The 12,759-nt window shown below is 45.6% G+C and carries 12 protein-coding genes; 3 read left to right on the top strand and 9 right to left on the bottom strand.

The annotated features are described in order from the left end of the window. The first annotated feature begins 522 nt into the window (after positions 1 to 522). A complete protein-coding gene (locus ACXAC1_RS11790; RefSeq protein WP_273106879.1) occupies positions 523 to 825 on the top strand; it encodes a YhbY family RNA-binding protein in 303 nt (100 codons plus the stop codon). Positions 826 to 956: 131 nt separating this feature from the next. Continuing rightward, a complete protein-coding gene (locus ACXAC1_RS11785; protein WP_475061643.1) occupies positions 957 to 1,757 on the top strand; it encodes a hypothetical protein in 801 nt (266 codons plus the stop codon). 4 nt (positions 1,758 to 1,761) lie between these two features. On the opposite strand, the gene ACXAC1_RS11780 is transcribed toward ACXAC1_RS11785, so the two are convergent. The 6 genes from ACXAC1_RS11780 to prfC form a co-directional block, all read right to left on the bottom strand. Beyond that, complete coding sequence (locus ACXAC1_RS11780) at positions 1,762 to 2,577, bottom strand: ABC transporter permease subunit (RefSeq protein WP_475061642.1); 816 nt, start codon at positions 2,575 to 2,577, stop codon at positions 1,762 to 1,764. Continuing rightward, positions 2,574 to 3,488, bottom strand: a complete 915-nt coding sequence (locus tag ACXAC1_RS11775) for an ABC transporter permease subunit (protein WP_475061641.1) — start codon at positions 3,486 to 3,488, stop codon at positions 2,574 to 2,576. Before ACXAC1_RS11775 ends, ACXAC1_RS11780 begins: the two co-directional genes overlap by 4 nt. Next, positions 3,485 to 4,606: a polyamine ABC transporter ATP-binding protein gene (gene potA, locus ACXAC1_RS11770; RefSeq protein WP_475061640.1), complete on the bottom strand. Its 1,122-nt coding sequence runs from the start codon at positions 4,604 to 4,606 to the stop codon at positions 3,485 to 3,487. Before potA ends, ACXAC1_RS11775 begins: the two co-directional genes overlap by 4 nt. A gap of 82 nt (positions 4,607 to 4,688) precedes the next feature. Further along, positions 4,689 to 5,786, bottom strand: coding sequence for a polyamine ABC transporter substrate-binding protein (locus ACXAC1_RS11765; RefSeq protein ID WP_475061639.1), 1,098 nt, complete (start codon positions 5,784 to 5,786; stop codon positions 4,689 to 4,691). Positions 5,787 to 5,929: 143 nt separating this feature from the next. Then, a complete protein-coding gene (gene erpA, locus ACXAC1_RS11760; RefSeq protein WP_133563479.1) occupies positions 5,930 to 6,271 on the bottom strand; it encodes an iron-sulfur cluster insertion protein ErpA in 342 nt (113 codons plus the stop codon). Between the two features lie 89 nt (positions 6,272 to 6,360). Next, entirely contained in the window at positions 6,361 to 7,950 is a 1,590-nt protein-coding gene (gene prfC / locus ACXAC1_RS11755; protein ID WP_475061638.1) for a peptide chain release factor 3, read from the bottom strand. 292 nt (positions 7,951 to 8,242) lie between these two features. Here prfC and ACXAC1_RS11750 point away from each other — a divergent pair, with 292 nt between their 5' ends. Then, on the top strand, positions 8,243 to 10,249 hold the full coding sequence (locus ACXAC1_RS11750; RefSeq protein WP_475061637.1) for a GTP-binding protein: 2,007 nt from the start codon (positions 8,243 to 8,245) through the stop codon (positions 10,247 to 10,249). 7 nt (positions 10,250 to 10,256) lie between these two features. On the opposite strand, the gene ACXAC1_RS11745 is transcribed toward ACXAC1_RS11750, so the two are convergent. From ACXAC1_RS11745 to ACXAC1_RS11735, 3 genes are all read right to left on the bottom strand, one after another. After that, complete coding sequence (locus ACXAC1_RS11745; protein WP_475061636.1) at positions 10,257 to 10,745, bottom strand: hypothetical protein; 489 nt, start codon at positions 10,743 to 10,745, stop codon at positions 10,257 to 10,259. After that, positions 10,742 to 11,176, bottom strand: coding sequence for a DUF5675 family protein (locus ACXAC1_RS11740; RefSeq protein WP_199461248.1), 435 nt, complete (start codon positions 11,174 to 11,176; stop codon positions 10,742 to 10,744). The genes ACXAC1_RS11745 and ACXAC1_RS11740 overlap by 4 nt, the downstream gene beginning before the upstream one ends. Before the next feature lie 183 nt (positions 11,177 to 11,359). Further along, complete coding sequence (locus ACXAC1_RS11735; RefSeq protein ID WP_475061635.1) at positions 11,360 to 12,442, bottom strand: beta propeller repeat protein; 1,083 nt, start codon at positions 12,440 to 12,442, stop codon at positions 11,360 to 11,362. Between the last annotated feature and the right edge of the window lie 317 nt (positions 12,443 to 12,759).

The following is a 12,759-nucleotide window of genomic DNA, read 5'->3' as shown; positions in this document are numbered from 1 at the left end:
CAATACATCAAAGCGTAAAGTTTACGGGTGACATCAGAACCGAATGGTTCTGTATCGCTTCAAGCCCCTACTAATGATTCGTTTGCATGGAACCTTAGCAGGAAATCATTCCGGGCGTAATACCAACTTAACTATGTCAAGCCAAGGTACGGTATGGCCACATCAAAAAGATACATACAAACATACTATTGGGGCCTCATCTGAAATTACAAGATCTGACACTCGGATTCCATTCACTCAAAGTAGTTTTTCGTTATCTATGCGGCTTTTCAATTCTTAGCGCAGACGAATTTCATTAATATATCAAAAGCTACGTCTTAACGGATACATCCGATCACTGTAGAATTCGCTCGGCGGACCTTTGGACAAAGGTCTATCTGAAATGTTCCACATTTAAAATCGCATTTCCATACATTCTGACACGCTTTCATCATACCTAATTACACCGATATTCCGCTATAATATCGCTTAACCGCTGAAGCCTCCAATAGCGAGGATCAACCAAGATGAGAAATTTTAATTATGAGTTTGACAAACGTACAAAAAAAGCAATACCGCAATATCGGTCACACGCTTAACCCTGTTGTGACGGTTGCTGGTAACGGCTTAACTGAATCCGTGCTAACTGAGATCGATCGCGCCCTAGAAGACCATGAGCTAATCAAAGTTCGCTACAGCGTTACCGATCGTGAAGCACGCTACGAACTGATCGAAGAAACAAGCAAAGTATTGAAAGCACAGATTGTTCAAACCATCGGTAAAGTTGCACTTTTCCACCGCGCAGCGCTTGAGCCAAATCCGAAGCTTTCTAACCTGCTTCGCTAAGAACGAAACCATTAAGGTCAGCCCTCAACACTGGCCTTAATACTTCCCTCCCCCCTCTGCAAAATAACACACCACTAAACTATTGAACTTATACGTCGATAACTGTTTCTAAGTAGAAAAGAGACGACGCTATGATTTTTATCGACACGATTAACAAGCTAACACAGCTACCCGAACGTGAAGAGCAAACCCATTTTCGTCGCAGGCGGAACAAAGCTTCTCAGGATAGCCTTACCTTGAGCGAAGCTGCATCACATGTGCAGCAAATCAACCTATCCTATGAATACGCAACCGCTTTAACCCCAACTGACAGCATCATTGCCAATATGCTAGAAGCGGTTTTACAACAACTTGAACACCAACACATTCATGTCGAGGCGTTAAGCCAGTTCGCACCAAGAGACAACTCTTGGCATCTAACGCTACAAACACCGCCACTCAGCCAGAATGACAAGGCTCCGAGTTATGCTGACAGCGCCAAAGACTTAAAACATGAGAAGCAATTTAAGCGTATTGAACTTCATTTGTTGGGCAGTGATAGCACCAATAAACCCTGTCTATTAACCTTTATTCCTCATCACTTATCAGCGCCATTGCGAGAGGCATTACTCACACTCAATCCAAAGCAGAGTCTAACAACCCCCTACACTTCCAATGAACTCGATTCGCTACCACAACATTGGCTGTTCGAAATTGATCAGGACGGCGAAAGTGAGCCGTTGGCATCGCTTCATACGTCCGCCAAAGCTCAAACAATCCAGTACAACGGCTTACAAATTTGGTTTGAGAGACAGCAGGATTCACTTCCATTGCTGATCAGCGACCAACAACTTGGCTACATTTACATAGGAAATTACGAGACTTACAGCGCGAGGGAAGATGAGCCTGAGGAAAACGTTAACACCTCAGGCTCGTTAGATCTAAATGCTTAAATGACTAAAGCGCTTGATTATCACGCTTTAACTTGCGTCGTGATAACCACCAGACAGACAAGGTGAACAGAGACACGATCAAGATAATGATCGTCGCCAGAGCATTGATTTTAGGTGACACTCCTAATCGTACCGAACTGAATACTTCAATCGGTAATGTCGTGGAGCCAGGGCCAGAGACAAAACTCGCAATCACTACGTCATCCAAAGACAACGTAAAAGACAACAACCAGGCTGATACCAAGGCAGGCATAATGATTGGCAAAGTCACCTGAATAAACGCCTTTAGCGGTGTCGCCCCCAGATCCATTGCAGCCTCTAGATAGGAGCGATCCAACTCTTTCAAACGTGAGCTAATCACTACCGTTGCATACGCTGTACAAAACGTCGCATGGGCAATCCAGATAGTAAGCAGACCACGCTGCCGGGGCCAACCGATCACATCCGTCATAGAGACAAACAACAGCAACAACGATAAGCCAATGATGACATCCGGCATAACCAGCGGTGCAGCCACTAAACTGTGTAGCAGTGAACGACCGCGAAAGCGACCAAAACGCGTTAACGCTACCGATGCCATGATACCGAGTAATACTGCAGTGTTCGCACTCCAAAAGGCCACTTCCAGACTGCGCCAGACAGCCATCATTAGATCTTTATCGTGAAACAGCTCGCCATACCATTTGGTTGACCAACCCGCCCAAACCGTCACGAGGCGCGATTCATTAAAGGAGTAGACGATCAAGCTCAGCATTGGCAGATATAAGAACGCCATACCAAGCCAGAACATTACCCCAGAAAAGCGAAACGACATTTTCATTTGCTGCCCTCCCACTCTTTCTCTTGATGCTTTCTAAACAAATGAATCGGAATCATTAGGATCAGAAGCATAATCAAAGCCAACGAAGAGGCCAAAGGCCAATCCCGGTTATTGAAGAACTCCTGCCACATAACTTTACCAATGACGATTGAGTTCGTGCCGCCCAGCAATTCAGGAATAACATATTCCCCCACCACAGGAATAAACACCAACATGCTACCAGCCACAATGCCATTGCGAGAAAGTGGAAAGGTAATATTCCAAAACGACTTTAAACGACGCGCACCTAAGTCTTGAGACGCCTCAATCAAGCTGTAGTCGTGTTTCACCAGATTGGCATAAAGAGGCAGCACCATAAAGGGCAAGTAGGCATAAACAATACCGATATAGACCGCAATGTTCGTATTCAAAATCGCCAGCGGCTGATCAATAACCCCCACCCACAGCAGCACGTTATTCAACACACCGTTGCTTTTTAAGATACCAATCCAAGCGTAAATTCTAATCAGAAAAGAAGTCCAAGAAGGTAACAGTATCAACAGCAATAAAATAGGCTGCGTACTCGATTTCGCTCTGGCGATGTAGTAGGCCATGGGGTAGCCCACTAGCAAACACAGCAATGTTGACAAAGCCGCCATTTTAAGGCTGTTTAAGTAGGCCGTAAGGTACAGGCTATCTTCCGTAAGGAATACGAAGTTGCCAAAGTACACATGCAAATCAAACGCTTGATCCGCCATAGACAACAAAGCGGTATAGGGCGGAATCGCAATATCGGCTTCAGCAAAGGCTATTTTCAAGACGATCAGAAACGGCAAAGCAAAGAACAAACCCAACCACAAGGTTGGGACTGCAATCACCCATTTCTTTCCAGCGCCAGCATGCAGAGATAAACGAGCGAGCAATTTCTTCATGGGCGCAATACCAGACCACTGTCCGCAGACCAATGAACGTAGACAGATTCTTCCCACGTTGGCAGATCTGCAAAACGATCTGAGTTGATCATAAACGAATAAACGATTTTGCTGTTATCTAAACGGATATGGTAAACCGAGTGCCCACCCAAATAGGCAATATCATGCACGACTCCGTGACACCAGTTGTACTGGCTATCGGGCTGTTCGCGCGAAATCAACGTTTTCTCAGGACGTACAGCAAACACCACTTGCTTGTCTTCAATCGCCGTCGTGACCCCATAAGAAACGTACATCGGCGTTGCCACTTCTGTCGTTTGAATGACCGCATGGTCCTGAGCGTCTACCGTGATCGTGCCATGAAACAGGTTCATGCTGCCGATAAATTCCGCTGCTTGGAGACTGTTCGGTGCTTCGTAAATATCACGAGGGGTACCCGCCTGCACAATACGACCTTCTTCCATGATGGCAATACGATTGGCCATGGTCATCGCTTCTTCTTGGTCATGGGTCACCATCACACAAGTCACGCCAACACTTTCGAGGATATCGACCACTTCTAACTGCATGCGGTTACGTAGCTTTTTGTCCAATGCTCCCATCGGTTCATCGAGCAACAAAAGCTTAGGTGATTTCGCCAAACTGCGGGCCAAAGCGACTCGCTGACGCTGACCTCCCGATAGCTGCTCAGGTTTGCGTTTGGCGTATTTTTCCATGTGCACCAAGCGCAGCATTTGCACCACTTTATCAGCGATTAGATTTTTCGGCATACGATCTTGTTTCAAGCCGTAAGCAATATTCTGCTCCACCGTCATATGCGGAAATAAAGCATAGGATTGGAACATCATATTAATAGGTCGGCGGTAAGGCGCCAGCGAGACGATGTCCTCACCATCGAGGATGATTTGTCCTGAGTTCGGGTTTTCAAAGCCTGCGAGCATTCGCAATAGAGTGGATTTGCCTGAGCCTGAAGCGCCAAGCAAGGCAAAAATATCGCCTTTAGCAATATCCAACGAGACATCGTTCACAGCGACGACGTCATCATAGGTTTTAACAATACTTTTTATCTGAAGAAAATGACCATCAGCACTGTCGCGCGAAAGACTCGGCTCAATCATTAAGTACCCTCAAGGCATGCATGCCTAGCAAATGTTTGCATTGAAAGAGAAACTGACGTAGCACCGGCTACGCCAGCACTTACTATTGACCGCTTTTAATACGGTTCCAAGCACGTGTCACTGTGCGTGTAGTACGCTGATCCAAAACCTTTGGTAGCCAAAGTTTCTGCATCACAGATTGCGGTGGAAAGATGCTTTCGTCATCCGCAATCTCTGGGTCAACCATCGTCATGGATTCAGGGTTCGCGTTAGCATACCAAACGTAATTAGTAATATTCGCAGTAATATCAGGGCGCATTAAGAAATTCATTAGCGCCATAGCTCCTTCTGGGTTTCTCGCGTCACGTGGGATAGCAAGCATGTCAAACCACATCAAAGCCCCCTCTTTTGGAATGATGTATTGAACATCAACGCCATTACCTGCTTCTTCAGCTCGAGCCGCAGCTTGCGCAACATCGCCAGACCAACCAATAACGACACAGATATCGCCATTTGCCAAATCATTAATATACTTAGAGCTGTGGAAATAACGGTAGTATGGGCGTATAGAAAGTAATAGATCCGTTGCTTTATCTAGATCACTTTTGCTCGTACTGTTCGGATCAATACCTAAGTAGTTTTTTGCCGAACTTAACACTTCCGTAGGCGAATCCAATGCCACCACACCACAAGATTGCAGCTTTTCTAAATACTCTTTTTCAAATACTAGAGACCAACTGTTTAGCGGCACATCATCGCCAAGCGCCTGCTCAACTTTCTCGACGTTAATACCGATACCTGTGGTGCCCCACATATAAGGCACAGCATACTGGTTGCCAGGGTCCACATCTTCCAAAAGCTTCATCATATGCGGATCCAAATTAGACCAGTTTGGTAAAGCCGCACGATCTAGGGGCATAAAAGCGCCCGCTTGTATTTGCTTACCTAAGAAGTCATTAGTCGGCACCACTAAATCAAAGCCAGACTGCCCTGAAAGCAACTTCGCTTCTAGCACCTCATTACTGTCGAATACATCGTATACAACAGAAGTCCCCGTTTCTTTTTCAAAACTAGGCAAGGTTTCTTCGTCAATGTAGTCTGACCAGTTATAAAAATGTACTACCTCTTCTGCCTGAGCAGAAAGCGACACCGCTGAGGTGGCCGCTACGGCCAAAGCCGACACACAAGACTTCAATTTCATAGAATGTCCCCTCGTCTGAATCATTTTAAAAAGCGGGCTATCATACGCATCCGTATTGATGAGATAAAGATGATGCCATAAAAAAACCCCCGCTGCGAAGCGAGGGTCTTGAACAGAAATAATCTGTCGCGTTTAGGCCGCCCTTAAATACTAAAACTCGCCCCACATCCACAGGTCGATGTGGCATTAGGGTTGGTCACAGTAAAGCGCGCGCCTTCTAAGTTTTCTTGATAATCCACTTCCGAGCCAACCAAATATTGGAAGCTCAATGGATCCACCACTAATTTAACACCATCGCGAATGACTTCAGTGTCATCTTCTTGGTGTTCTTCATCAAATGTGAATCCATACTGGAAGCCCGAACAGCCGCCGCCTGTCACATAGACACGCAACATTAAGCGTTCGTTTTCTTCTTCCTCAATCAATGACTGCAACTTGGCTGCTGCCGATTGCGTCATGGAAATCGGATCCGCTGATTCCACCATTACTTACTCCACCCATCATTAAATCGTCATAGACGATCGGAACATGACCAGAATTATCCTCTTAACCGAGTAAATCAGTCAAGTATTGATCAGTGTTCCCTTGTTGCACGAAACGCAACTTCAGGGTAACGCTCTTTCGCTAGATTCAAGTTCACCATCGTTGGCGCAATATAAGCCAGATTGTCACCACCATCTAAGGCCAAGTTCGCTTCGTTCTTACGCTTGAACTCTTCAAACTTCTTGCCTTCTTCCGCTTCGACCCAACGCGCCGTGGCAACGTTGACACTTTCGTAAATCGCTTCCACGTTGTATTCCGCCTTCAAGCGAGCCACGACAACGTCAAACTGAAGGACACCGACAGCGCCAACAATCAAATCGTTATTATGCAGTGGACGGAAAACCTGTACCGCACCTTCTTCTGACAACTGTACTAAACCTTTTAACAGCTGCTTCTGCTTTAATGGATCTTTTAGGCGAATACGACGGAACAACTCAGGCGCGAAGTTCGGGATGCCCGCAAACTTCAAGCTCTCACCTTGTGTAAACGTATCACCGATCTGAATAGTACCGTGGTTATGCAAACCAATGATGTCACCGGCAAAGGCTTCTTCTGCACGGGAACGGTCACCCGCCATAAACGTCACCGCATCTGAAATGCTGATCTGCTTACCAATACGCACGTGATTCATTTTCATGCCTTGGCTGTACGTACCAGACACCACACGCATAAATGCAATACGGTCACGGTGTTTCGGGTCCATGTTGGCTTGAATCTTAAACACGAAACCAGAGAACTTCTCTTCCGTTGCCGCCACTTCACGCTCGTTAGTTTGGCGTGGTAGTGGTGCTGGCGACCACTGAGTTAGGCCATCCAGCATGTGGTCAACACCAAAGTTACCTAAGGCTGTACCAAAGTAAACGGGCGTCAATTCACCTTCTAAGAACAACTCTTGATCAAACTCATTGGATGCGCCCAAAACAAGCTCAAGTTCTTCACGCAACTGCTCGGCAAGCTCTTCGCCTACAGCTTCATCAAGTTCAGGGTTTTCAAGACCTTTAATGGTTCGAACATCTTGAATCGTGTGTCCTTTACCCGTCGAATATAGGATCGTTTCATCACGGTGTATGTGGTAAACCCCTTTAAACAACTTGCCGCAACCGATCGGCCAAGTAACGGGTGCACACATGATGTTCAGTTCATTTTCCACTTCATCTAAAAGCTCCATTGGATCACGGATATCACGGTCCAACTTGTTCATAAAGGTTACGATGGGCGTATCACGTAGACGGGTAACCTCCATCAATTTACGAGTACGATCCTCGACACCTTTCGCAGCATCGATCACCATCAAACAAGAGTCCACCGCCGTTAACGTACGATAAGTATCTTCCGAGAAATCTTCGTGTCCGGGGGTGTCCAGCAGGTTAACCAAGCAATCGTTATATGGGAATTGCATCACAGATGTGGTGATCGAGATACCACGTTCTTTCTCCATATCCATCCAGTCAGACTTGGCATGCTGATTGGAGCCACGACCTTTCACCGTACCCGCAGATTGAATCGCGCGTCCGAACAACAGTACTTTTTCAGTAATGGTTGTCTTACCGGCGTCGGGGTGGGAAATAATCGCAAACGTACGGCGCTTGCCTACTTGATCAAGAAATTGCTGGTCAGCCATTGAGCACTCTTTTAAATGGTCACAAACTTGGACATAAGAAAAGCCCCAACAAGGAGCTTCTTATCCAAATTTATATCGGTCATAAGGAATGGGGGCTATTTTCGCTTATCTTGGGGATTTAGACAATCTCGGAAGCAGAATTAGCTCTTTGTGGAAGCCACCCGCACAAAAGGCTACAACCATAATGCCGCTAATCGTTATGCCAAATTGTTTTGCGATCACAACCTTTTGTCATTCGAACTCCGTAGCAAACCACAGTAAACTATACTGCTTTTATACGTTGAGGTTTCCTGTGGTAAAAGCATGTAAAAACATTGGTATCGTCGCGCATGTGGACGCAGGAAAAACCACTTTAACAGAACAAATGTTGTTTGCCGCTGGCGCGACTCGTAAAGCTGGCAGTGTGGATGATGGCACAACGGCTACCGATTCATTATCGGTCGAACGAGAGCGTGGTATTTCCGTTCGACTAGCAACAGAGACTTTTGTCTGGCAAGACCATCAAATCAACCTCATCGATACGCCTGGGCACGTGGATTTCAGTGCCGAGGTGGAGCGTTCCTTACGCGCTTTGGACTGTGCCATTTTAGTTATCAGTGCAGTAGAGGGCGTACAAGCCAATACCTGCAGTATTTTTGATGCCTTAACCAGCCTTAAGATCCCAACCTTAATTTTTATAAACAAATTAGATCGAGCGGGCGCCGATTTGGAACGAGTGCTCAATGAAATATATCAAGAACTTAGCCCTAACGCTGTGTTGTTACAACATCCAACGGGACTTGGTCAGTCTGATGCGAAAATTGAGAAGCAGTGGTCAGCCAACACTTTCTCTTCTTCATTGATAATAGATGAACAAGAAGATTGGATTCAGCCTTTGTTTGAGCGCATCACAGAACTCGATGATTCTTTGTTAGAAAAGGTGATCGAAAACGAGCCTGTTGAATTTAGCCACATCGATCAAACCCTCACTCAAGCCATTGCTCAAAGCCAACTCTATCCTGTGCTAACGGGTGTTGCCAAAGCAGGACTCGGCATTGAATTTCTACTAGAAGCCATTGTTCGCTATTTACCTAGTGCCAAACACGCTATGGACAAACCGTTATCTGCGGTGGTGTTTAAGATCGAGCATGATCCAAGAATTGGAAAAATGGCTTATGTCCGAGTGTTTGAAGGGTGCCTAAACGCACGAGACAAAGTCCACAATGCCACGCGTAGCCAGGACGACCTCGTTATTGAGGACAAAGCCAGTCAAATTAAGCGTGTTTTTCGTGGTAAATATCATGATATAGACGGCATAAACGCTGGTGACATAGGCGTGGCAAGTGGTCTGCAGCATGCACAGATAGGTGATATTTTAGGTCATGGAAATGCTGTACCGAATGCCTACAAGCTATCCGCCCCCTTGCTCACCGTGCAAGTCATTCCTGAACAAGAAAAAGACTTCAGTACTCTTGCCAGCGCACTGACAGTGCTGGCTGATGAAGACCCATTACTCAACTTAGAATGGTTGACGGAACAACGGGAGTTGCACGTCAATATCAACGGTTGGATTCAAGTTGAAGTATTACAAAGCATCCTATTGCAACGCTTTGGCTTAGCGGCCACATTTGAGCAGCCTAGCATTATCTACAAAGAAACCCCTGCTAAAATTGTAGAAGGCTATGAATGCTATTGGATGCCTAAACCTTGTTGGGCGATTGTTCGCTTTCTAATAGAGCCTGGCGAACGTGGCTCAGGGATCCAATACGAATCGAAAGTCAGCGTTAACCAAATCGCAGCGAAATATCAAAACGAGATTCGCCTAAATCTTGATAAAGCATTGAAACAAGGCATTAAAGGTTGGCAAGTGACCGATGCCAAAATCACCTTAATTGACGGCTCCGACCATGTACAACACAGTCGACCCGGTGACTTTATTATTGCCACGCCAATGGCCATTATGAATGGTTTAAACAAATCCGATACAGACTTACTGGAACCTATATTGGACTTTCATATTCAAGCAGACAGTGAGCTGTTAGGCGCTATCACCAGCGACATTACCAAAATGCGCGGCACGTTTTTAAGTCCAGAATTTCAAGGGAATCGTGTCATTATTCGAGGCAAAGTCCCTGCTGCGACGTCTCTAGAATACTCCATTCAACTAGCGTCTTTAAGTGGCGGTCATGCCAAACTCACCACACGCTTGTCAGGGTATGAGACATGTACACCCGAACAAGACCAGAGTATTCCCTATCGGGGCATTAGTCCGCTCGATAGGGACAAATACATACTCTGGGCTCGCGGTGCATTACAGTAATAGCAGATTAATCCACCATATAAACCGTGGTCGCTTGCACCTGCTCAAGCAAGCGTTTTGCGGACTCTGTATGGCTGGCATCTGGCTGAATAATATAACTTGCTAAGGCGGACTCCAGCTCAAGTTTCATTTGATTAAGTGGCTCGACTTGCGCTGGATCGATCGCAGTAAACACCTGTCCCGAAAGCTGTTTTAACCAACGAGTGTAAGATTCTGGATGCTCTTCTAATGCTCCCAACACCAATTCAGGCGCCGTGATAATGCCTTGAACAAGATAAGGTGATACTTCCCCAGTAATCGCACCATCACGATGTTGCCAAAGTGCAAGAACGGTATTTAAACTGGGAACAAAGTCGCGGTTTTCTGCATCAGATAAGGCTTCTTGAATCTCCTTAGGATGCTGCGTTAACCAATCCATATTCGCTTCGGTTAACGAACCCGCACTTGCAGTGATAGAACTTAGAATAACCGACAAAGCCATTAACAAACGGATCATGACTTATCCCCAATAGAATTGGTAATGTCGATGGTAATACGCGTGGCTCCCGCCAAATGACGCTTGATTTCGTTAAATGCGTCACGGCTTCTGCCCACCGCCAAATCAGCGCCATCCATCATCTTGGCCTTACCCGGCATCAAACAACCTTCTGTATTACGATGATAATTGCCTGGGTGAATCAAAATATACGTTCTCCCTGGAACGGACTGAAGCTCAAATACATCCGGATACTTTGGCGAAGAGTAAGGCTTTACATGATAACTGCCCGCGGGAATACGTTGATCAGAACCTTCTTCCGTAGAATCTGGGCCACCAGGCTCTAACACATACCATGAGCCGGATTTCCCGCTAATCGTCAACACTCCTCGTGTTGCATTCGCAGACGTTTCCTGACGGTCTAATCGCAGCAAAACCGTAGCATTATTCATACATAACTCCTTGTAAATATTCAGTAATAACGCCCTATCCTACCACCTAAAAAACAGCACAGATTCACGGATTTCGATATATTGCAAAATCCTGACAAGCCAACTCTAAAAGTGACAAAAAGCTGACATTGGGGAATCATAAACCAAAAACATCGACTTACTGCATTAAGGAAAAAGCGCCATCTAGCCCTGCCCCTTCGCGGATTTTAGCTGGTCGGCTAATTCAGTCAGTTCATCCAGATCTTGCTCAGCTTCTCGCGCTAACATTTCTAGTAACAGGGCTTCTTCTTTAGGTGTTGGGCCACCGCCATAGAGGTATTGCCAGTTTTCGCCATCGTAGAGAGCCACGCTGTTAAGGCTCGCCGCCAGCAATAGGCCATGCCCTGCATCGAGACGACGCGCATTTAATGGGGCAATTTGCCCTTCAAAGTCATAGGACTGGCAGCTAAAGGCTTCTGTGTTTTGCTGCGATACAAACACGCCACTCTCGCTACCGAAGAATACACGGCCGTTATAAGCCACGGTGTCGCAGAACTTTATATTTTTATCGGTATGGAATACGTCCCATTCTTCACCGCGACCACGTAGAACAATCCCCCATGCACAGCCGATGTAAACATAACCATCTTCCGCACAACACACTGAAAAAGGTAATACCTTTTCATCACAGACATCAATATAACGCCACTGCTCACCATCAAAGTGCCAAACATCATTGTGCCCTCCTACAGCATAAAGATCGTTTTCAGCGAAGCCATGCATATCTTTAAAACCGATATCACCATCACTGGGACAACGAATACTCTCAGAGATACACTGCCAGTTCTCGGAGCCCATCCGCTTAAATATCTTACGGCCACGACCAACGCCATACACTTGGTCATCGACTTTTGCTAGCTGATGAAAGCGTGTTTTGGGAGATAGCTGTTTTTCGGCAAATTTATTATCGCCAAGGCCTAGATAATAACCTTGACCTGCATCGTCCATCATTAAGCACTCTTTGTACTCAGTATTAGCTAAGCGAGTATTAAAGAAGGAATGTCTACCCCATCTCATCCCGCCCCAAATAGCAGGACCTTCATCTTCTTGACGTGCTAAATTATATACAGCTAACCTACTTTCCCCTCTAGATGTATAATAGTCATAATTCTCTTCATCTAAGATTTCTTCAACTGAAACAACGTAGTAACCGTCAGCAGCAACACAACAGTCATGAACAGTAAAACCATCTAAATACTTATATTTATCAGTCGTTATATTAGCCATTTAATTAATCCAGAATACCATTATCGCTTTGAGCATTATCTGTTCCACCCACTTTATCTTTTACCGTAGGCTCACATTTAAAATCTTTATGAAACGCTTGCAGCTGGGCTTTAATACATTTCGGGCTACAATGCTCCCCATACCACCTCTCACCAAGGTCAGTATTCACCCGAGTCAGTTATATGTGAGAGGCTACCTAGCAATATATCGACTCACAGAAGGTAGAAGGAAAAGGCAAATACACTATGATTCTTAAATAACGGGGTTTAGGACTTCGGTTATACCATGATTAAAAAACATGCAAATAAGTTAAAACC

The organism is Marinomonas sp. AWM4_232, assembly GCF_056158325.1.
This window is presented reverse-complemented; position numbering and strand designations above follow the sequence as displayed.